The following is a 21,314-nucleotide window of genomic DNA, read 5'->3' as shown; positions in this document are numbered from 1 at the left end:
GCAGGTCTCAGCCGGCCACGGCGGTAGGGCCGAGGAGCGCCTTGAGGTCGGCCATCAGGGCGGTCGTCGGGGCGACCCGGTGCGGGCCGAGGCGCAGCAGGGTGGCGCGGCCGCCGTTGACGAGTTTGACGTGTACCTCGGCCGAGCCGGGGTGGCTGGTCAGCACGTCGCGGAGGCTGTCGACCAGGGGCGGGGTGCAGCGGGCCGGGGACAGCGCGATCACGATGGGTTTGATCTCGTCGGCGGCGGTGATCTCCGGTACGGACAGGTCCATCGCCATCAGCCGGGGCTGGTCGTCGCGTCGATCGACCCGGCCCTTGACCACGACGATGGCGTCCTCGGCGATGTACTGGCCGACGAGTTCGTAGGTGTTCGGGAAGAACAGCACCTCGACGGCGCCGCCCAGGTCCTCCAGGGTGGCCGACGCCCACGCCCGGCCCTGCTTGGTGATCCGCCGCTGTACCCCGGAGAGGATGCCGGCCAGGACGACCACGGTGCCGTCGGCGACCGCGCCGTCCTCGGCGAGGGCGGCGATGGACATGTCGGCGGCGTTGGCGAGGACGTGCTCGACTCCGAACAGCGGGTGGTCGGAGACGTACAGGCCGAGCATCTCCCGTTCGAAGGTGAGCAGGTCGGTCTTGTCCCACTCGTCGTCGGGGATCGGCGGGGTGACCACCATCGGGCCCGCGCCGCCGCCGGCCGGGTCGGCGGCGCCGAACGCGTCGCCGAACAGGTCGTACTGGCCGACCGCCTCGTTGCGTTTGAGGTCCATGAACGAGTCGATCGCGTCGGCGTGCACCGTCAGCAGGCCCCGGCGGGTGTGGCCGAGGGAGTCGAACGCGCCCGCCTTGATCAACGACTCGACGGTGCGTTTGTTGCAGGCCACCGGGTCGACCTTGCGCAGGAAGTCGTAGAAGTCGGTGTAGGCGCCCTTGTCCTTGCGGCACCGGGCGATCGCGTCGACCACGTTCGTGCCCACGTTACGCACGGCGGCCAGGCCGAACCGGATGTCGGCGCCGACGGCGGTGAACCGGGCCCCGGAGGCGTTGACGTCCGGCGGCAGCACCTTGATCTTCATCCGCCGGCACTCGGCCAGGTAGACGGCGGCCTTGTCCTTGTCGTCGCCGACGCTGGTCAGCAGCGCGGCCATGTACTCGGCCGGGTAGTTGGCCTTCAGATAGGCGGTCCAGTAGGACACCAGGCCGTAGCCGGCGGTGTGTGCCTTGTTGAACGCGTAGTCGGAGAACGGGACCAGGATGTCCCACAGCGTCTTGATCGCCTCGTCGGAGTAGCCGTTGTCCCGCATGCCCTGCGAGAACGGCACGTACTCCTTGTCCAGGATCTCCTTCTTCTTCTTGCCCATCGCCCGGCGCAGCAGGTCAGCGGCGCCGAGCGTGTAGCCGGCCAGCTGCTGGGCGATCGCCATGACCTGCTCCTGGTAGACGATCAACCCGTAGGTGTCGCCCAGGATGTCGGCGAGCGGTTCGGCCAGCTCGGGGTGGATCGGCACCACCGGTTTGCGGTTGTTCTTGCGGTCGGCGTACTCGTTGTGCGCGTTGGCGCCCATCGGACCCGGCCGGTACAGGGCGAGGACGGCGGAGATGTCCTCGAAGTTGTCCGGCACCATCGACCGCAGCAGCGACCGCATCGGCCCGCCGTCGAGCTGGAACACCCCGAGCGTGTCACCGCGGGCGAGCAGCTCGTAGGCGCGCTTGTCGTCCAGCGGCAGATCCTCCAGGACCAGGTTGAGGTTCTGGTTGTCGGCGATCCCGGCCAGGCAGTCGTCCATCACGGTCAGGTTGCGCAGCCCGAGGAAGTCCATCTTCAGCAGGCCGATGGACTCACACGCGCCCATGTCCCACTGGGTGATGATCGCCCCGTCCTGCTCCCGCTTCTGGATCGGCAGCACGTCGACGAGCGGATCCCGGGACAGGATCACCCCGGCCGCATGCACCCCCCACTGCCGTTTCAGCCCCTCCAGACCCTTGGCCGTGTCGACGATCTTGCGGACCTCGCCGTCGGACTCGTACAACGCCCGGAACTCCACCGCCTCCGGGTAGCGCGGGTGCTTCGGGTCGAAGATGCCGGTCAGCGGGATGTCCTTGCCCATCACCGGCGGCGGCATCGCCTTGGTGATCCGGTCACCCATCGCGAACGGATAGCCGAGCACCCGCGCCGCGTCCTTGATCGCGGCCTTCGCCTTGATCGTGCCGTAGGTGATGATCTGGGCGACCCGCTCCTCGCCGTACCGCTCGGTCGCGTACCGGATCATGTCACCGCGGCGACGCTCGTCGAAGTCCATGTCGATATCCGGCATCGACACCCGGTCCGGATTCAGGAACCGCTCGAACAGCAGGCCGTGCGGGATCGGGTCCAGCTCCGTGATACCCAGGGCGTACGCGATCAGCGCCCCGGCCGCCGAACCACGGCCCGGACCGACCCGGATCCCCTCCCGTTTGGCGTAGTGCACCAGGTCCGCGGTCACCAGGAAGTAGCCGGGGAAACCCATCTTGAGGATCACGTCGAGCTCGTACTCGGCCTGCCGGCGGTGCCCTTCGGGCACCCCACCGGGGAACCGGCGCTCCAGCCCACGCAGCACCTCGGCCCGCAGGAACGACTCCTCGGTCTCCCCGGCTGGCACCGGGAACTGCGGCATCAGGTCACGGGACGCGAACAACGCCGAATAGTCGCCGATCTTCTCGGCGATCTCGAGAGTGTTGTCACACGCCCCCGGCACCTCGGCGTCCCACAGTTTCCGCATCTCCGAAGCGGATTTCAGATAGAAGTCCCGCGCGTCGAACTTGAACCGCTTCGGGTCCGCCATCGTCGAACCGGACTGAACGCACAGCAGCACCTCGTGCGCATCCGCGTCCCGTTCATGCGTGTAGTGCAGATCATTGGTCGCGACCGGTTTGAGATTCAACCGCTTACCTAGCCGGATCAGATCATCCCGGACCCGGGTCTCGATACCCAGACCGTGATCCATCAACTCCAGGTAGAAATTGTCGGCCCCGAAGATGTCGCGGAATTCAGCCGCCGACGCGCACGCCTTCTCGAAGTCACCGATCCGCAACCAGGTCTGGACCTCACCGGACGGGCACCCCGTCGTCGCGATGATCCCCTTGCCGTACTCGTTCAGCAGTTCCCGGTCCGCACGCGGCTTGTAGAAGTACCCCTCCAGGCTCGCCCGCGAGCCCAGCCGGAACAGGTTACGCAGGCCGTCCGCGTCCGCCGCCAGCATCGTCATGTGGGTGTACGCGCCACCACCGGAGACGTCGTTCTCCCCGCCGTCGGCCCACCGAACCCTGGTCCGGTCCCGACGATCCGTCCCCGGCGTCAGATACGCCTCCAGGCCGATGATCGGTTTCACCCCGGCACCGGTCGCCTGCTTGAAGAAATCGTACGCGCCGAAAAGATTGCCGTGGTCGGTCATCGCCAGGGCCGGCATTTCCAGACGGTTGGCCTCGGCGAACAGTTCCTTCAACCGGGCCGCTCCATCGAGCATCGAATACTCTGTGTGCACGTGCAGGTGCACAAAACCATCGGACACCGACCCGGCCCCCTTCTCCCGTCCCGGCACGACCAGCGAACCCTATCGTGTCGCCGCCGGCACCGCATCGAGCCACGCGGGGATCCACCGCCACCCGGTCGACACCCACTTTCGCCCGCCCCGACTCGCGACACTCTCGGCGGACCACGAGCTCCACCCGACAACACCGCCAGTGAGGGTTTACCGTCTCTGTGTGAAGGCAACCAGACAGAGACCCACATTTCGCTCCAGGTTGGCCGGCATCGGCATCGAGGCGCTGGTCAGCATCGGCACCGCGTTCGGGTTCCTGGCCTGGAGCAAAGACATAGATGTCGATCCACTGGACCGGAAAGGCCAGGTGAGCGGCCTGGCGGCACTCCAGCTCCGGTTCGCGGTGCTGGCCGGCGTGCTGGTCGTCGCGATGGTGCTGACCCACCGGCTGCTCGCCCCGGCACACCGCCCGTACATCGTCCGGGCCGGCTGCGCCGCGATCGCCGGGCTCGCCACCGGGCTCGTCGCCGGTGGGATCGCGGTGGCACTGCGCGGCACCCAGCTGCCGCTGTGGGCCGGCGGCGGCGACTACCAGTGGATTCTCGAATGGACCGCCGCGTTGTGGTCCGGGCAGGAAATCTCCGACCACTACCCACCGGCCGTCTTCTGGATGATCGGGGCCTGGGCCCGGCTGACCGACCAACCGCACGTCCTCGCCCTCAAGGACCTCCAGTTGGCCGGTACGGCCCTGTTCGGCCCGGCCGCCTACCTCGCCTGGCGGTTGGTGCTGCGTCCGCTCTGGGCGGTGGCCGTCGGGGTACTGGCGATGCTGCCGATGATCGAACCGGTCAAGCCGTACCCGCAGATCACCCTGGTGATGCTGATCCCGGTGCTGGTGAAGTTCCTGTCGACGGTCCGCCGGGCGGACCGGATGACCGCCCGGCGGGCACTGCTGGCCGGCACGCTGGCCGGGGTCGGCCTCGGGCTGCTCTTCCTGCTCTACTCCGGATGGTTCGTCTGGTGCGCGGGCGGCATGCTGGTGGCCGTCGCACTGACCGCCCCGTGGCGGACCGGCTGGCGGTCGGTCCTGCTACTCGGCGGCGCGACCGTGGTCAGCTTCGTGCTGGTCGGCTGGGTACATCTACGCGGCCTGCTCGCCCCGACCGGCGGCACCTCCGACGACTACTTCTACTTCGACACCGACACCGAGCCGGCGTACATCGCGATGTGGCGCAACGACCGACCGGCCGACGTCGGCCCGGTCTGGCCCCCGGTCGGCGAACTCGGCGGGGTCGGGCTGTTCACCCTGCTGCTCGCGGGCGGGCTCGGGCTGGCCCTCGCGCTGGCCTGGCGCCGCAGCATCGTGATCGCCCTCGGCGCGTGCGCGGCCAGCGCCTGGTTCCTGCGGATGTGGCTGGCCAGTGAACAGTGGGAGACCCAGACCGTACGGCTGTATCCGCGGACCACCGCAGTGGTGCTCTACTGTCTACTGATCCTCACCGGATTCGGTGTCCTGCTCGCCGTCCAACGCTGGCGCGACCGCACCGGCGCCACCGGCCCCGGCGCCACCGGCCCAGCCGGCCGAGAGCCGACCGCCCCGGTCGGGCTGCTGCTCGTGCCGCTGCTGTTCGTGCTCGCCTCCGCCGGGTCCGCCACCGTCGACCGGTACCTGCCCGACGAGCGGACCAACCACGCCGGCTACTTCGCCTGGATCGCGCACACGACGCCCTACCCGGACGGCCGATGCTCCCGCTGGGGGGTGGCGCACGGCTGTCAGCCAACGGCCGACCGGGTGCCGGCCGACTGACGTACCGCACGTCGGTCAGGCCGGACGCAGCTCCACCCGCATGATCCGGCCGCTCTCGCGCCCCGCTCGGCGTCACCCTGGCGGATCGCGACCGTCGCGCCAGGGGTCACTCCGCTGAGCCAGACGACGCCGTCACCGACTGGTGGCGCAGCGACATAGCTTGATCAGACACGGCCCCGCAGAATCGGTCGTAGGGGTCACCCCCCCCACGATCGGCCGACCAACAGTTGACCGATCGTGGGGTGGCACCGTCAGCGGACGAACGGCTCCAGCATCATCGAGGCCGCCTGCAGCCACGCCTGCCGCGTCTCCGGCTGCAACTGCACGTACTCGATCGACGATCCGGTCTCCAGCGCCGGATCGTAGGGGACCACGGCCACCGCCCGGGTCCGGGTGGCGAAGTGCTGGCGCAGGTCGTCGAGCAACGGCATCGCCCCCGGGCTCGGGCAGGACAGCAACGTCACCGCGTTACGTACCAGGTCGCCCATGCCGACGTCGTCCAGCAGGTCCAGCATCCAGTCCGCGGTGAACGCCGCGTCCTCCCGGGGCACGCAGGTGACCACCAGCTGATCGGCGGCCTGCAGGACGGTCTGCCAGTTCGCGCTCTCCACGTTGTTGCCGGTGTCCACACAGATCACGTCGTGGGTGCGGCGGAGCAGCTCCAACACCCGCCGTACGGTGTGCGGGTCGAGACGCTGCGCAAACCGAGGGCTCTCCTCACCGGCGAGTACGTCGTACGAGCCGTCGGAGGCGTGCCGGAGGTAGTCGTCGAGCCGGTCGGTCAACTCGTAGCCGTGCGCGCCCTCGATCTCCACCAGATCGGAGATCAGATGGCGGATGGTCCGGGCATGTCGGGCGCTGCCGGCCCGCAGGCCGAGCGTGCCGCGCAGCTCGTTGTCGTCCCAGGCGAGCACCCCGCGGCCACGGACGCTGCCGATCGTCGCCGCAGCGAGGACGGTCGCCGTCGTCTTGTGCACCCCGCCCTTCGGATTCGCGAACGCCAGCACCCGCGGTATGCCGAGGTTGCGCCGCAGGATGCCAGTGGCCCGGTCGACCTCGGCGTCGGGCCGACTCTCCCGCCACTCGATCCGCGCCGGATATCCGCCGCCGCCGTCCGGACCCGGCGGGTACCCCGGCCCCGGCCCGGCCCGGCGGGGCGGCTCGGCGACCGGCGGATAGCCGCCCACCTCGGGGCCGCCCGGGAAACCCTGCTCCTGGGGTGGCGGCACACTCGGGCGCACCGGGCGAGCGCCCCGGTCCGGAGGAGGGCCGGGCATCACCGGGTAGCCGGGCGCGTAGCCACCCGGGGCTACCGGGCCCGGAGGCGGTGCCAGCGCGGCGTACCGACCGGCGGCCGGTGCCGGTGGACCCTGGTCGGCCGGATAGCCGGGATCCGCCGGATAGCCGGGATCGGCAGGGCGGCCAAGGCCTGACGCGCGACCGGGACCGGCTGGATGGCCGGAGTCGCCCATCCAGCTGGAACCGGTGGGATTGCCCGGCTCCGGGTGGTGACCCGGCACCTGCGCGACGCCGTTGGGCACCTGCGCGGTTCCGCGACCGTTCTCCCGAGAGCGGGGCGCCGCCCCACTGCGATCCGCAACCTCTGGCTGCTCACCGGTACGGCCACCGAGGCGAGCCCGGTCGAGCAGCGCACGCCAGCGCGGCGCTGGTTCGGCAGGCCGGCCCCAGCCGGACTCGGTGCCCTCCACGGCTCGCCCTCCCAGCGCTATCGGTCCCCGCCTGACAGGCTACGAAGCTAGACCTGTTCAGGCCACACCGCCAAAGGCCCGTTGTTCGCCCCTACCGGCCATCTCTGCCGGACTCCCCCAGTCCGGTCACCGCAGCCGTCACCTTACGAGGATCGTGGCGGCACCGGGGGTAGCGTACGGAACCGAGACACCGGTGGTCGATACCGGCCCGCTACCAAGGTTCACCGGGGGTGCTCCGGGCAGCCCGACGGTCCGACGGTGGCCGACGACGCGCCGGTCTGGAACGGGGTACAGCCAGCCGGCGTGGCCGGACGGCCCGCACCGCTGGTCGACCTGCCCGACGGAGCCGTGGTCGGGCTCCCCGACCCGGCCGACGGGTTGGCCCGACCCGCCGGGTTTCCAGGAGCTGCCGGGTTTCCAGGACCGACCGGGTTTCCAGGAGCTGCCGGGATCCCAGGACCGGCCGGCGACGTGTCGGCTCCGTCCCGGGTGCCGACGTCGGCGTCCGGGGCGGAATCGGCGCTGTCCGGGGCGGAATCGTGGTCGGGCGCGGGCCCGGTCTGCGCCCCTGGCCCCACGTCCGGGGCGCCGTCGGTCGCCGGAGCGACGCCGGTCGGGCCACCGCCGACCGCACTGTCGGCCGCACCGCTCGGCTCGGCGGCCAGAACATCGAACGGCAACCCGCTGCTGGTGAGCGCGGCGTCGCCAATCGGCACCACCCCGTCGTACTCCGGTAGCGGAGGCAGGAACACCGCCCGGTCCAGGCGGCGGACCTCGGGCGCGGGATCGACGGCCCGGACCTCGGCCAGCCGGGCCAGCCTGCGCAGGTCTACCGGGACGCCCTGGACCACCGCTGCGAACACGCAGGCACAGTGCTCGCGGTAGGCGGCGGCCTCGGCGGTGGCCACCCGGGCGCCCTTGTCGTAGGCCAGCCACTGGTCCAGGTCGGCCGCCCGGCCGAGTTCGGCGACCCGGCGGCGGTAGTCGGTCGCCTGCCTGTTCTTGCGCTCGGTGACCTGATCCATCCCGGTCAGCACGTCCTCGGGCAGCTGGAAGGCCGGCATCCGGATCACCTGAGTCTTCTCCCGTCCCAGCGGGACCCGGGTGTAGACCTCCACGGCGGACACTCCGGACAGGACAGCGGCGAGCCGGTCGGGTGCCAGATATCCATCGAAAGTCACCAGTGCGTAGCTGTCGCCAGTCGACCCGGCCGGGGCCGGATCCTCCGGTAGGGTGGCCAGCTCACCACGAACCGCCCGGAGGTAGTCGGGTATGGACTCGCCCTCGGCTACTCCCACCTGCACGATGTCGTCCACCGCGCGGACGGCGCCGTCGTCGTGATCCACCGCCCAGACGGCGGCGACCAGCACCGCGCTGATCGACACCCCGGCCACCCCGACGAGCAGCTGGGGACGGACCGGTCGCTGCGCGAGCCGGACGGCGGCGTCCACCAGGATCGGCAGCAGCCGTCGGTCGATTCGCCGCAACAGGTCGCCGGCACGCACGGGCGACTCTCCTTCCCCGATGGCGGGTGGACGCTGAGTGACCGCGTGTTCGCCGGCTCTCAATCGCCGAGCACGGCCAAGGCACGCTTCAAGTCGTCAGGGTAGTCGCTGTGAAAGCGAACTTCCTCCACCGTACGGGGGTGTAGGAAACTGAGCGCACGGGCATGCAGCCACTGGCGGGTCAGTCCGAGTCGGGCGGCGAGTGTCGGATCCGCACCGTACGTCAGGTCACCTAGGCACGGGTGCCGCAGCGCGGAGAAGTGCACCCGGATCTGATGGGTGCGGCCGGTTTCCAGGCGGATGTCGACCAGGCTGGCGGCGGGGAATGCCTCCACCGTCTCGTAGTGGGTGACGCTGGGTTTGCCGCCCGAGACGACCGCCCACCGGTAGTCGTGGGTGGGGTGGCGGTCGATCGGGGCGTCGATGGTCCCGCGCAACGGGTCGAGATGCCCCTGTACGACGGCGTGGTACCGCTTGTCCACCTCGCGTTCTTTGAACGCACGCTTGAGTACCGAGTACGCGCGCTCGCTCTTGGCCACCACCATCAGCCCGCTGGTGCCGACGTCGAGCCGGTGCACGATGCCCTGGCGTTCGGCCGCGCCACTGGTCGCGATCGTGTGACCGGCAGCCGCCAGACCGGCCAGCACGGTCGGGCCGGTCCATCCGGGGCTCGGGTGCGCCGCCACGCCGACCGGCTTGTCCACCACCACGATGTCCTCGTCGGCGTACTCGACCCGCAGCCCGTCGACCGGTTGGGCGATCACCACCGGAGCCGCGACGGGCGCCGGCAGGACCACCTCCAGCCAGGCACCGGCGGTCACCCGGTCGGACTTGTGCCGGGTCACCCCGTCCACCGCGGCGTCGCCGGACTCCACTAACGCGGCGGCCGCAGTGCGGGACAGTCCGAACAGCCGGGAGACGGCCTGATCGAGCCGGGTGCCGTCGAGCCCGTCGGGCACCGGCAGCGACCGTCGCTCCCCATGGCGGGCAGGTGTGGTCAACGGTCCACCTTTCCGGACAGCCGGCGGCCGTCGCGCTGTCGGCCGGTCAGTTCCAGCAGTACGGCAAGGAGTACGCCGACGACCAACGCGCTGTCGGCCACGTTGAAGATCGGGAAAACCTGGCCGTACGGATGGAAGACGCTGAACATGTCCACCACATGGCCGAGAAGGGGCCCGGGGGCGCGGAACACCCGGTCCAGGAGGTTGCCGAGCGCCCCACCGAGGACCAGCCCGAGCGCCACCGCCCAGGGCAGCGACCGCAGCCCTCTGGTCAACCAGCCGATCCAGCCGACGACCGCCACGGTGACGAGCGGGAATATCCAGGTGTAGTCGGATCCGAGGCTGAACGCCGCACCGCTGTTGCGGATCAGCGTCAGGTAGAGGGCGCCGCCCAGCAGGCGGACCGGTTCCCGGTCGGTCAGGGCGCTGATCGCCCACTGCTTCGCGCCGAGGTCGACGAGCAGTGCCGCCGACGCGACCAGGGCGAAGACCCACAGCGCACGTCGGCCGGTGCCCGTCACCGGCTGGCCGGTGACGGGCACGCCAGGGCCCGCTTCAGGTGCTGGCGGGGCGTCGCCACCGGCGTTCGGAACGTCCGGGCGCGGATCGCCGTCGGCGGACAGACGCCTCTCCCTTCTCAGTGGAGCGGCTCACCCGCGTCGGGCCCGTCACCGCCCGGCTAGCGCCGCTCCTCGATCTGCTTGCAGGACACGCAGAGCGTGGCCGAGGGGAAGGCAGCGAGCCGCTCGACCGGAATGTCCGTGCCGCACCGCTCACACCAGCCGTAGTTACCCTCGTCCAGCCGCTCCAGCGCCCGCTCGACCTGGTTGATGCGATCCAGGATGCTCTTGGCGAGGGAGATCTCCTGCTCCCGCTCGAACGTCTTGGTGCCGGTGTCGGCCTGGTCGTCGCCGGCCGAGTCGGTCAGCCGTTCCCGCTGCAGCTCGGTGATCTCGCTCAGCGTCTGATCATACTCGGCTCGCAACTCGTCCCGACGGGCCTGCAGGGCAATCTGGATCTTGGTGGTCTCGGCCGCGCTGCGCGGTGCCCGGGCCGCTCGCCCGCGGGCGGCGGTCTTCGTGTCGGCTGGCTTCGCCATCGTCGCTCCCTCGGCCGCGTCACCCGCGGCGATCGGCAGTGCCTGTACGGGATCCTCCGGCGTCGGCAGGCCGGACGGTACACGGCGCGGCGCGGTGGACAGGGTCTCCCGACCCGGCCGGCACCTCGCTCCCGTCAGCTCGGCCATGCTGCCCCCAAAGCACAAAACGGGCGTACAACGGGTCCGTTGCACACTCCGGAGATTCGCAAGGATACGGAACGTGAAGACATCCGACAACAATGGCACAGCTTTCGTCCGGTGATGCACCGATTTGCCTGGCCAGATCGAGCAGAAGAGAACGACGACGCGGCGTGCGCCGACATATCACCCAAGAAGGACAGTTGCCGCGCCTTGTCGAGGAGTGTGCCGCGTGGTCGGGGTGTCGGTGGTCAACCGTTCACCCGTCCCGCAGCCGCCGCAGCCGGGCGTCCAACGCCTCGGCCTCGTCGGTGGACACGGTGTCCACCGAGAACAGCTTGTCCCGACTGGCGGCACCGGTCCGTAGCGTGACCCGCCGGGTCGGCACGTCGAGCGCTGTCGCGAGCGCATGCCGGGCCGCCTCCGTCGCACGGCCGTCCACCGCCGGGGCAGTGACCGCGACGATCAGCGCCGGTCCCTGCGGGCCGGGGTGACAACCACCGATCCGGGCGCGGGACGCACCGGGCTTGACCCGGACGGCGACCACCAGGCCGGTCTCCGGACGCCCGCTGGCACCGGCGGCCGGCCGGGTGGGCCGGCGGCTGCTCGCACGGGACACGAAGGAAGCCGCCTGTTCAGACGCGGCCGGACTCGGCCAGCAGGGTCCGGTTCGGCTGGCAGAGCCCACACGGGGTGAATCCAAGTTCCAGGGCCTCCCGCACCGGCAGCGGCTCACCGTCCCTGGCTACCAGGTGCAGGCAGCTCGCCCGGTGGTAGCGGGGCCGTCCGTCGACCACGATCACCTCGGCATCGAGCCCGGCCAGCCGGGCGTGATCGGTTTCACCCGTCTCCTCGACCGCCGGTTCGTCGGGCGGGTCGTCGTCGGCTGCCCCGCTGCCGAGACGGTCGTCGGCCGGGTCGGTCGGCTGCCGACCGACCGGCGCGGCGAATGACCGTTGACCAACCCACTGGTCCGGATCGGGGCCAACGCCGAACTCAGGCCGGGAAACCGGCTCCGGGTCGAACGGGCCGGTGCGCAGGTTGCCGGCCCGGGCCGCAGCGGCCTGCCGAGCACCGACCACGAGAGCCACCGCCGCGAGCAGACTGGCGACGATCGAGCCGACCAGCAGCAGGCTGGACCCGCTCGCCAAGCCGAACACGAGCAGAGTGACGGCGACGAGGATGAGCACCAGACTTGCCACTATCACGGCTCACCCCCGCCGCCTCGTTGCTGACGTACCCCCCGCGAGAGGCTCGGCCTCAGCGGCCGGCCTCCAGCGCGCCGGACCGCCCACCGCCGTAGGAGCTGGCCAGGCCGGCGGTCGCCAGACCACCACCACCCGACGCGGAGCGGCCGCCCTCGACCCGCCCCATCTCGGCCTCGAGGCCCTGCCCGCGACCGTCCAGGTCGCGCAGCTGGCTCTCCAGGTACGCCTTGAGCCGGGTGCGGTACTCCCGCTCGAACTGCTTGAGCTCCTCGATGTGCTTCTGCAGGGCAGTTCGCTTGGCGTCCAGGCCACCCATCGCCTCCTGGTGGCGCTGCCGCGCGTCCCGCTCCAGTGCGTCGGCCTTGGCCCGCGCCTCGCGGGTGACCTCCTCGGCCTTGGTGCGGGCGTCGGTGAGCAGCTTGTCCGCCTCCCGGCGGGCGTCGGAGACGTGGTCGTCCGCCGTCCGCTGGGCCATCATCAGCACCCGCAGTGCCTGCTGCTCGCCGTCGCCGCCGCCACCACCGACGACCGGGCCACCGGCCGACCTGACCTGCTCCAGCTCGGCCTGCATGGCACGGGCGGCCTGCTCGGCGGCGGCCTTGTCCCGCTGTACGCGGTCGAGCTGGGCCTTCATATCGTTGAGCTCCGCCGCGAGACGCGGGTCGCCACCCGGGCCCGCCGGCCCGCCACGACCTCCGCGCTCCACCTGGGCGCGCAGCTCGTTGTTCTCCTCAATCAGACGGGCGAGCTCACGCTCGACCTCGTCCAGGAAGGCGTCGACCTCCTCCTCGTCGTACCCCCGCTTGCCGATCGGAGGCTTTTTGAAGGCGACGTTGTGGACGTCGGCCGGGGTTAGCGGCATCGAAACTCCTCGGGTCAGTTGCGGCCGCGTAGCGCGCCGGTCAGTTGGTTGCCCTGATCAGCGGCTCCACCACGAACGTGATCAGCACGAACAGGATAACCAGGAGCACAAGGGAGGCCAGGTCGAAGCTCACGGTACCAATTCGCAGTGGTGGGATCACCCGCCTCAACGCCTTAAGGGGGGGATCAGTGACGCTCCACACCGATTCCAATCCGGCTGCGGCACCCCGACCGGGTTGCCAGCGTCGACCATACTGAAGCACCGCGCTCAGGACAAACCTCGCCAACAGGGTGAGCAGAAAGACGTACAGCAGCAGATACAGGACTTGAAACAAGATTGACAACACGGCAGGCGAGGTCCTCGGGTCAGGGCTAGCCCAGGCTGAAGAATCCACCCTCGGCTATCTTGGCCTTGTCCTCCGCGGTGACCTGGACGTTGGCCGGTGAGAGCAGAAACACCCGGTTGGTGACGCGTTCGATCGTACCGCGCAGACCGAACGCCAGACCGGCAGCGAAATCAACCAGACGGCGGGCGTCGGCCTCATCCATCTCGGTGAGGTTGATGATCACCGGCGTGCCGTCGCGAAAGTGCTCCCCGATCGTCCGGGCCTCCCGGTAGGTGGTCGGGTGCAGCGTGGTGATCTGGTACCGCTGCTCCTCCTCGGCGACGACCATCCGCTCCCGCACCACGGGCTGTGGCGCCAGAGCCAGATTGTCCCTGGTCGGGTAGCTGGCCGGCGCGGCCTCGGCACCGGCCCGGGTGATCGATCGCACACTGGCACGCTCACCCCGGTCGGGATCCAGACCCCGGTGCTCCCGCTCGGCGGCCCGGGCCTGCAGCCGCTCCGACGGCCGCAGCCGCTCCACCGGTGGCCGCGCGCGTGGTGGTGGGTCGTCCGGCTCCTCGTCGTCAGCGAACTCGTCGGCGTACCTGTTGTCGCGGTATCGCGACTCTCGGTAGCCACCCTTGTCGTAGCCGTCGTCGTAGCCCTGGTCGTCGTCCTCCTCGACCAGACCTAGCCAGACCCCCGCTTTGCGCAGTGCACCCATGCCGCGCCCCTCCGTCCGCCGTGCGGCACGCGCCCCCGCCGTGCCGCTGTCGCGCGTGAACACTGCAGTGCCCACCGGTCCGAACCGGCTCCCCGCCGTGACCGATGTGCGGTCACGGACGTCGACCCCCGACGACGGGGAGCCCGGCTCAAACAACACTGATGTAGTTTGGTATCCGCCGCCAGGCTACCGTAGCGTTGGGCGCTTTCCGAGCAACGCACTTCCGACACGGACATGTGTCGCGCCGGCGTTCACCGCCGCCTCCAGGTCGGCGCTCATCCCGGCCGAGACCATCCACGCCTCCGGCGCGGCGGCTCTGAGCTGGGCAGACACCTCCGCCAGCCGGGCGAACGCCGGCTCCGGCGGCTGGTCGAGCGGAGCCACCGCCATCACCCCGGCGAGTCGCAGATCGGACGTGCCCAGGACGCACTCGACCACCGGCCAGAAGCCGGTCACCGCATCCGCCGAGTCCGGCAGCGCGCCACCACGCCCCGTCACGCCGTCCAGGCTGACCTGCACCAGCACGTCGAGCGGTCGACCACGCCGACCGGCGGCGGCGGCCAGGGCCCGGGCCAGGGGCACCCGGTCGACCGAGTGCACCAGGTCCGCGTAACCCGCCACCGACCGGCACTTGTTGCGCTGCAACTGGCCGACGAAGTGCCAGCGCAGTCCGGGCGCGCCGGACGGTCCGGGGGCCAGCTCGGCGACTTTGGCCGCCGCCTCCTGGTCCCGGTTCTCGCCGACGTCGGTGACCCCGAGTTCGGCCAGCAGCCGCACGTCGGCGGCCGGATAGGTCTTGGTCACCGCGATCAGTGTGACGCTGTCCGCCGGCCGACCCGCCGCCGCCGTGGCGGCGGCAAGCCGGGACCGTACGGCGGTCAGCCGGTCGGCCAGTTCCGCACGTCGCCGTTCGGTGTCGACGGTCATGACCCGTTCTTGAGAAAGTCCGGGACGTCAACGTCGTCGAAGAGCACCCGGCGGGTCTGCTGGGTCGGCGTCTGAGGCGCCGGGGCGACAGCCGGGCTGGCCGGCGCGGCCGGTGATACCGGTGCGGCCGGGACCTTACGCGGACCCTCGGCCGGCTTGTACGCGGGAGCCCCACCGTCGAAGCCGGCCGCGATGACGGTGACCCGCACCTCGTCGCCCAGCGCGTCGTCGATGACCGCCCCGAAGATGATGTTGGCGTCGGCGTGCGCCGCGTCGGTGACCAGTTGTGCCGCGTCGTTGATCTCGAACAGGCCGAGATCGGAGCCACCGGCGATGGAGAGCAGCACCCCCCGGGCACCGTCCATGCTCTGCTCCAGCAGTGGGCTGGAGATCGCCGCCTCGGCCGCCTCGACCGCCCGGTTCTCGCCCCGGGCACTGCCGATCCCCATCAGCGCGCTGCCGGCCCCGCTCATCACGCTCTTGACGTCGGCGAAGTCCAGGTTGATCAGGCCAGGCGTGGTGATCAGGTCGGTGATGCCCTGGACACCGGAGAGCAGCACCTGGTCGGCCTGCCGGAAGGCGTCCATCATGCTGATCCCCCGGTCACCGAGGGCCAGCAGCCGATCGTTCGGGATGACGATCAGCGTGTCGCACTGGTTGCGCAGCTCCTCGATGCCGGCCTCGGCCTGCACCTGGCGTCGCTTGCCCTCGAAGGAGAACGGCCGGGTGACCACGCCGATCGTCAGGGCACCGAGCTTGCGGGCGATGTTGGCCACCACCGGCGCCCCACCGGTGCCGGTACCACCGCCTTCACCGCAGGTGACGAAGACCATGTCGGCACCCTTGAGCACCTCTTCGATCTCGTCGCGGTGGTCCTCCGCGGCGTTCTTGCCGACGTCCGGGTTCGCCCCGGCGCCGAGGCCCCGGGTCAGCTCCCGGCCAACGTCGAGCTTGACGTCGGCGTCACTCATCAGCAACGCCTGGGCGTCGGTGTTGATCGCGATGAACTCGACGCCCTTGAGGCCAACCTCGATCATCCGGTTGACGGCGTTGACTCCGCCTCCGCCGATGCCGACGACCTTGATGACCGCCAGGTAGTTGTGCGGAGGTGTCATCGGGGTGCCTTCCCTTCGAGAGTGGCGGGCGCCGGCCTGACCCGGCCCACTGGGACCACGGAGGACAGACCCGTCGGTACACGAGAGCGGGGGCGAACCCTCACCCTCTACTAGAGGCTTAGAGTTATGTCAACCACTGAACCTCTCCGGGCAACGTATGCGCACGTACCGCGTGATCCAAGGACCATGCTGGGCGTGTCGCAGGCCGCGCCGGGCCGAGCCAGTCTCGGCAGCCCGTAATGTACCTTCTTCACCGAGCCGTCCTGAAATCACCCAGACGACATGCCGGATCAGCGGATGGTCACCACGTCCGGCGCGCTGACGTCGATCACGCTGCCGTCCTGCACCAGCAACGCGTCGGCGACCCGGGCCTTGACCGCATTCTCCGTGGCGTCACCCCAGATCACCACCCGGTCGTCGGCGATCCGCAGCTCGATCCCGGCCGGGCCGCTGACCACCATCTCCACCAGCACCTCACGTAGCTGGGCGGTCAGCGACTCGAGCACCCCGACCGCGTCGCGGACCAGCGCCTGGTCGAACTCGGCCGTATCCAGCCGGACGACCGCCAAGTCGTCCGGGCGCGCGGCCAGTGTCCGGAAAGCCACCCCGGCCCCATCGACCACCACGAACGCGTCGCCTCGGGGCACCACGGCGGCCGGTACCCGCTCCACCACGGTGATCACCACCGTACCCGGCCAGTCCCGGCTCGCCACCACCCGCTCCACCGCAGCCAGGCCGGAGACCCGGTCAGCCACCGCGACCAGATCCACCCGGGCCAGTGGGGTTCCCGGCGGAATCTGCGCGGCCTGCCGTACGTCCGACTCGGTCACCAGCTCCGCCCCAGCGACCCGGACCTGTTCCACGCCGAACACCGAGGTCGCCGAGACCACCCACCAGCCGACCGCGGCCAGGGCCGCCAGGCCGCCGGCCACCGCCCAGGGCAGCGCGGCCCGCAACCGTCGTCGCCGGGCCCGGCGCATGAACCGCCGGACCGACGGCGGCACCGCCTCCCGGCTCGCTCGAACCAGCCGCCAGCGGCCGGTGGACCCGTCCGCGCCGCCCGGCTGGCGCCGGGTGTGTCCGCTGTCCGCTCCCGCCGGACCGGACCGGGCGGCAGGCACCCCGGCCCGACCAGTCCGACCTGCCGGGCGGGCATCGCCGACCCGACCGGCGCCGGACCGGCCCGAGCCGGGCCGCGGCGAGCGACCTGGCGGGGTCATCCTGCGTCAGCCGCCGCAACGGCGAGCGCGGAGAGCAGTTCGTCACCCAGCAACGAAATCGGTGGAGCGCCCATCGTGACCACCAGGTCACCCGGCTGGCAGCGGCGGACCACCTCCGGCGGGACGTCCTCCCAGGACGGTACGAACACCTTTTGATCGTCCGACAACGGGACGTCCGCCGTCAGCGCCACCCCGCCCTCGCCCGGCTCCCGCAGCTCACCCGGTCCGAACACCTCCATCACGATCACCTCGTCGGCGATCGCCAGGGCAGCGGCCAGCTCGGCCTGCAGGTCCCGGGTCCGGTAGACCCGGTAGGGCTGGAACACCACCACCAGCCGTCCGGCACCGGCGACCTCCCGCATGGTGTGCAGCGCCGCGGTCATCGACGTCGGGTGGTAGGCGTACTCGTCGTAGACGGTGACGCCGCCGACCGAGCCCTTGCGTTCGAAACGGCGCCGTACCCCGGGAAACGCGCCCAGGGCGGCGACCACGTCACTCAACGGCAGCCCGAGGCGCAGCGCGGTGAGCACCGCAGCGGCGCTGTTGAGCCCGAGATGCCGGCCGGGCACCGGCAGGGCGATCTCGCCGAGCGTCGTACCGTCCAGCGTGGCCAGATAGCGGACCCCGGCTGCGGACGACGTGATCTCGGACAGCCGCAGATCTGCGTCAGCGGACTCGCCGTAGGTGTAGACGGTCCGACCCTGGTCGCGCAGCGCCTCGGTGAGCTGCCGGGTCCCGGGGTTGTCCGCCCAGGTCACCACGAACCCGTCCGGATCGGTCAACCCGGCGAACTCGGCGAAACCCGCAGCGAGCCCGGCCAGATCACCGTACGTGTTCAGGTGGTCCGCGTCGATGTTGGTGATGATCGACACGAACGGGCGGTAGAGCAGGAACGAACGGTCACTCTCGTCGGCCTCGACAACGAAGTACTCACCCGTACCGTGGTGGGCGTTCGAACCCACCTCGGAAATCTCGCCGCCAATGACGAACGACGGGTCTTCGCCGGCCCGCTGCAGGGTCAGGGTCACCATCGAGGTGGTCGTGGTCTTGCCGTGGGTGCCGGCGACCGCGATGGTCCGCCGGCCGGTCATTGCCGCCGCAAGGGCCTCCGACCGGTGCAGCACCCGCAGCCCGCGCCGACGGGCGGCCGCCAGCTCCACATGGTCGGCCGGGATGGCGGTGGAGTAGACCACCGTGTCCACCCCGTCGAGATTGGCCTCCTCGTGGCTCATGTGAATGGTGCCGCCGAGCGCCCGTAGCACCGCCAGCGACGGCCAGTCCCGCAGTTCGCTGCCGGTCACCGGGATCCCCCTGGTCAGCAGCAGGCGGGCCAGGCCGCTCATCCCGACCCCGCCGATACCGATCAGGTGTACGGTCCCCAGCTCTTCGGCGGTGAGCGTGCCGGTGGGGGCGAACTCGGTGATGTTCACGTGGTCACCTTCCCGTGCGGGTCATCGGGACACCGCCTCGTAGACGAAGTCGAGCAGCGCCTCGTCGCCGTCGCGGCGACCGTACTGCGCCGCCGCCGAGCCCATCGCGGCCAGCCGCTGCGGGTCGCGGGCCAACGGGACCACGACCTGCTCCACCCAGGCCGGGGTCAGTTCGGCATCATCGACGAGCAGACCGCCGCCGGCCTCGACCACCGGCAGCGCGTTTCGCTTCTGCTCCTGATTGCTGTGCGGATAGGGCACGTAGACCGCAGGCAGTCCGATCGCGGCGACCTCGGCGCAGGTCATCGCACCCCCCCGGCAGACCATCAGGTCGGCTGCGGCGTACCCGAGCTCCATCTCCGACAGGTACGGCAGCGTCACGTACGGCACCGGCAGATCACTGGGTACCGAGACCGGCTCGTTGCGGGCACCGATCGCGTGCAGCACCTGGACACCGGCCCGAGCCAGCTCCTTGGCCGCACCGGAAACCGCCAGGTTGATCGACCGGGCACCCTGGGATCCACCGGAGACGAAGACCGTCGGCAGATCCGGCCGCAGCCCGAAGTGCGCTCGGGCGGCTTCCCGAGTGGCCGCCCGGTCCAGCCCGGTGATGGATCGGCGCAGCGGCACTCCGACCACCCGGGCGTCGCGCAGCGACTCGGCCTGGCCCGGCTGGTGTGGGAAGCCCACCGCGACGTGCTTGGTGAACTTCATACCCATCCGGTTGGCCACCCCCGGAGGCACGTTCACCTCGTGCACCACGATCGGCATCTCACGACGCCACGCCGCCAGGTAGGCCGGTACGGACACGTACCCGCCGAAGCCCACCACCACCTCGGCCCGTACCTCGTCGATGACCTTGCCGGCGGCGCGGGCGGCCTTGAACATCCGGTCTGGTGTACGCACGAGGTCCATGTTGACCGACCGAGGCAGCTGATGTGCGGGGATCAACCGCAGATCGTACCCTTTCGGCGGAATCAGCTCGTTCTCTAGCCCTCTGGGGGTACCGAGACAGGTGATCTGCACGCTCGGGTCGTGCCGACGCAGACAGTCGGCGAACGCCAACAGCGGGTAGATGTGCCCACCGGACCCCCCACCTGCCAGCACCACCGATCGCAGCGGACCCATCAGCATCTCCTCTCGCTCGACTCGGTGGCCGCGCGGCGGACCCGACGGGACCACCGACGGCTTACGCGGCACGCCGGGCGGTGCGTACGGGGCCCGTCGACCCGGATGCGCGCTTCGCGGGGGTACGTTAACGCCCGTCCCGTCGCCGTGGCACACGGGGCGGCGCCGATTCGCTCTGGCTACCCGACCGTGACGTACCGCGACCGCCCGGCTGCCCGGTGCCGGCCCGCCGCGGTCCGACGCCGGTCATCCGCGGCTTGGCCGGGTGGCGCTGGCGGGGCATCGGCGGCAGCGGGGCCCAAACTAGTCGCACCCAGCGGGCCGGCGGACGGGCGTTGAGCGCTCGGGCGGCGTCGGGTTCGGCCCGGGCGAACGACGCCAGCATGCCGATCGCGGCGAGCGTCACCACCAGCGCGCTGCCACCCGCGGAGATGAACGGCAGCGGAATACCGGTGATCGGCAGCAGCCCGATCACCCCGGATATATTGATCACCGCCTGGCTGATCAGCCAGCTGGCCGCCGCGGCGGCGGCAAGTCGCCGGAACGGGTCGTCCACCCGACGGGCGATCCGCAACGCGGTGTACGCGAGGACCGCGAACAGGGCCAGCACCACGACGCAGCCGACCACCCCGAGTTCCTCGGCGACGATGGCGAAGATGAAATCGTCCTCGGCCTGCGGCAGGTAGCCCCACTTCAACCGGCTGGAGCCGAGCCCTTCACCGAACCATCCCCCGTTCGCGATCGCGTACCTCGCCTGCAGCGCCTGGTAGCAGTCGTCGACGCACTGGTCCGGTGGGGTGAAGAACGATGTCAGCCGGGCCAGCCGGTAGTTGTCCGCGTCCTGGGCACCGGAACCGGCGCCCTGCCAGGCGGCGGCGATCAGCAGGCCGATGCCGACCAGCCCGACCGCGCCCAACGTGGCGAAGATCCGCAGCGGTACACCGGCCGCCCAGAGCAGCCCGACGACCAGGGCCAGGATGCACAGCATGGTGCCCAGGTCGTTGTAGCCGACCAGGAGGAACAGCAGGCCGACGGCGGGGAACAGCGGGATGGCCAACTCCCGCCAGTGACCCAGCTCGGCACCCTTGCGGGCGATGACGTCGGCACCCCACAGCACCAGGCCGAGCTTGGCCAGCTCGGACGGTTGCAGCTGGAAGGAACCGAAGTAGAGCCAGAGCAGCTCCGCCTCCACCGGACCGACCCGGGCGGCCTGCCAGCCCGCCAGCGTGGACACCAGCAGCAGGCCGTTGAGCAGTAGCAGCAGGGCGACCGCCGCGCCGAGCACCACGATGCCCAGACTACGAAACGTTGCTGCCGGCAGCCGTTGGCAGATCCAGAACGCGACCAGACCGATCACCGCGAAGGTCGCCTGCCGGCTCAGCACGCTGAACGCGCTGCCGTCGTCGATGTACGCCTTGATGCTGGTCGCGGAGAAGACCATGGTCAGGCCGATCATCAGCAGCAGCCCGCTGCTGAAGATCAGCAGATAGTACGACGCGAGCGGCCGGGCCAGCAGACCACGCAACGCGGCCAGTCCGCCGGTCGGATCCAGCCGGGCCGCAGGGCCGTGCCGATTTGGGACAGGCCGGTCCGCAG

At 70.6% G+C, this 21,314-nt stretch carries 18 protein-coding genes; 1 reads left to right on the top strand and 17 read right to left on the bottom strand.

Going from position 1 to position 21,314, the window contains the following annotated elements; all coding sequences use genetic code 11:
* Positions 1–7: 7 nt before the first annotated feature.
* A complete protein-coding gene (dnaE, locus tag ACFHW1_RS14500; protein WP_416551748.1) occupies positions 8–3,550 on the bottom strand; it encodes a DNA polymerase III subunit alpha in 3,543 nt (1,180 codons plus the stop codon).
* A 193-nt stretch (positions 3,551–3,743) separates the two neighbouring features.
* On the opposite strand from dnaE, the gene ACFHW1_RS14495 reads away from it, so the two are divergent.
* Positions 3,744–5,327 (top strand): hypothetical protein, encoded by a 1,584-nt coding sequence (locus ACFHW1_RS14495; RefSeq protein WP_416615597.1) that lies wholly within the window; start codon positions 3,744–3,746, stop codon positions 5,325–5,327.
* A 251-nt stretch (positions 5,328–5,578) separates the two neighbouring features.
* Here ACFHW1_RS14495 and ACFHW1_RS14490 read toward each other — a convergent pair whose 3' ends face one another.
* The 16 genes from ACFHW1_RS14490 to ACFHW1_RS14415 form a co-directional block, all read right to left on the bottom strand.
* Positions 5,579–7,057, bottom strand: coding sequence for an AAA family ATPase (locus ACFHW1_RS14490; RefSeq protein ID WP_416568011.1), 1,479 nt, complete (start codon positions 7,055–7,057; stop codon positions 5,579–5,581).
* Positions 7,058–7,257: 200 nt separating this feature from the next.
* Positions 7,258–8,541 (bottom strand): hypothetical protein, encoded by a 1,284-nt coding sequence (locus ACFHW1_RS14485; RefSeq protein WP_416551746.1) that lies wholly within the window; start codon positions 8,539–8,541, stop codon positions 7,258–7,260.
* Positions 8,542–8,600: 59 nt separating this feature from the next.
* Positions 8,601–9,542 (bottom strand): RluA family pseudouridine synthase, encoded by a 942-nt coding sequence (locus ACFHW1_RS14480; protein ID WP_416551745.1) that lies wholly within the window; start codon positions 9,540–9,542, stop codon positions 8,601–8,603.
* A complete protein-coding gene (lspA, locus tag ACFHW1_RS14475) occupies positions 9,539–10,165 on the bottom strand; it encodes a signal peptidase II (RefSeq protein ID WP_416551820.1) in 627 nt (208 codons plus the stop codon). Before lspA ends, ACFHW1_RS14480 begins: the two co-directional genes overlap by 4 nt.
* 56 nt (positions 10,166–10,221) lie before the next feature.
* On the bottom strand, positions 10,222–10,641 hold the full coding sequence (locus tag ACFHW1_RS14470; protein WP_278174555.1) for a TraR/DksA family transcriptional regulator: 420 nt from the start codon (positions 10,639–10,641) through the stop codon (positions 10,222–10,224).
* 397 nt (positions 10,642–11,038) lie between these two features.
* Positions 11,039–11,329, bottom strand: a complete 291-nt coding sequence (locus tag ACFHW1_RS14465; RefSeq protein ID WP_416551819.1) for a DUF167 domain-containing protein — start codon at positions 11,327–11,329, stop codon at positions 11,039–11,041.
* 85 nt (positions 11,330–11,414) lie between these two features.
* The gene (locus ACFHW1_RS14460; RefSeq protein WP_416567981.1) at positions 11,415–11,987 is read right to left on the bottom strand and encodes a hypothetical protein; all 573 of its coding nucleotides are present in this window, start codon (positions 11,985–11,987) and stop codon (positions 11,415–11,417) included.
* 52 nt (positions 11,988–12,039) lie between these two features.
* A complete protein-coding gene (locus ACFHW1_RS14455) occupies positions 12,040–12,849 on the bottom strand; it encodes a DivIVA domain-containing protein (RefSeq protein WP_416551743.1) in 810 nt (269 codons plus the stop codon).
* A 40-nt stretch (positions 12,850–12,889) separates the two neighbouring features.
* Positions 12,890–13,195 (bottom strand): YggT family protein, encoded by a 306-nt coding sequence (locus tag ACFHW1_RS14450; protein ID WP_123602596.1) that lies wholly within the window; start codon positions 13,193–13,195, stop codon positions 12,890–12,892.
* A 25-nt stretch (positions 13,196–13,220) separates the two neighbouring features.
* The gene (locus ACFHW1_RS14445; protein ID WP_416551742.1) at positions 13,221–13,898 is read right to left on the bottom strand and encodes a cell division protein SepF; all 678 of its coding nucleotides are present in this window, start codon (positions 13,896–13,898) and stop codon (positions 13,221–13,223) included.
* Positions 13,899–14,084: 186 nt separating this feature from the next.
* Positions 14,085–14,825, bottom strand: a complete 741-nt coding sequence (locus tag ACFHW1_RS14440; protein ID WP_416551741.1) for a YggS family pyridoxal phosphate-dependent enzyme — start codon at positions 14,823–14,825, stop codon at positions 14,085–14,087.
* A complete protein-coding gene (gene ftsZ / locus ACFHW1_RS14435) occupies positions 14,822–15,940 on the bottom strand; it encodes a cell division protein FtsZ (RefSeq protein WP_416551740.1) in 1,119 nt (372 codons plus the stop codon). Before ftsZ ends, ACFHW1_RS14440 begins: the two co-directional genes overlap by 4 nt.
* Positions 15,941–16,230: 290 nt before the next feature.
* Positions 16,231–16,968: a cell division protein FtsQ/DivIB gene (locus tag ACFHW1_RS14430; RefSeq protein ID WP_416551818.1), complete on the bottom strand. Its 738-nt coding sequence runs from the start codon at positions 16,966–16,968 to the stop codon at positions 16,231–16,233.
* 188 nt (positions 16,969–17,156) lie between these two features.
* Positions 17,157–18,590, bottom strand: a complete 1,434-nt coding sequence (gene murC / locus ACFHW1_RS14425; RefSeq protein ID WP_416615595.1) for a UDP-N-acetylmuramate--L-alanine ligase — start codon at positions 18,588–18,590, stop codon at positions 17,157–17,159.
* 21 nt (positions 18,591–18,611) lie between these two features.
* Positions 18,612–19,718: an undecaprenyldiphospho-muramoylpentapeptide beta-N-acetylglucosaminyltransferase gene (gene murG, locus ACFHW1_RS14420; RefSeq protein ID WP_416551738.1), complete on the bottom strand. Its 1,107-nt coding sequence runs from the start codon at positions 19,716–19,718 to the stop codon at positions 18,612–18,614.
* Between the two features lie 127 nt (positions 19,719–19,845).
* Positions 19,846–21,252 (bottom strand): FtsW/RodA/SpoVE family cell cycle protein, encoded by a 1,407-nt coding sequence (locus ACFHW1_RS14415; RefSeq protein WP_416551817.1) that lies wholly within the window; start codon positions 21,250–21,252, stop codon positions 19,846–19,848.
* Between the last annotated feature and the right edge of the window lie 62 nt (positions 21,253–21,314).

It is taken from the genome of Micromonospora sp. LOL_014 (assembly GCF_048060245.1).
Classification (GTDB): domain Bacteria; phylum Actinomycetota; class Actinomycetes; order Mycobacteriales; family Micromonosporaceae; genus Micromonospora_E.
Note: the sequence above shows the minus strand (reverse complement) of the source record. Positions and strands in the feature narration are given on the sequence as shown.

What these genes read in the sequence shown, in the direction of transcription:
- ACFHW1_RS14440 (WP_416551741.1), bottom strand. Translation starts at nt 14,825, where the DNA reads ATGACCGTCGACACCGAACGGCGACGTGCGGAACTGGCCGACCGGCTG.
- ftsZ (WP_416551740.1), bottom strand. Translation starts at nt 15,940, where the DNA reads ATGACACCTCCGCACAACTACCTGGCGGTCATCAAGGTCGTCGGCATC.
- ACFHW1_RS14470 (WP_278174555.1), bottom strand. Translation starts at nt 10,641, where the DNA reads ATGGCGAAGCCAGCCGACACGAAGACCGCCGCCCGCGGGCGAGCGGCC.
- murG (WP_416551738.1), bottom strand. Translation starts at nt 19,718, where the DNA reads ATGGGTCCGCTGCGATCGGTGGTGCTGGCAGGTGGGGGGTCCGGTGGG.
- ACFHW1_RS14445 (WP_416551742.1), bottom strand. Translation starts at nt 13,898, where the DNA reads ATGGGTGCACTGCGCAAAGCGGGGGTCTGGCTAGGTCTGGTCGAGGAG.
- ACFHW1_RS14455 (WP_416551743.1), bottom strand. Translation starts at nt 12,849, where the DNA reads ATGCCGCTAACCCCGGCCGACGTCCACAACGTCGCCTTCAAAAAGCCT.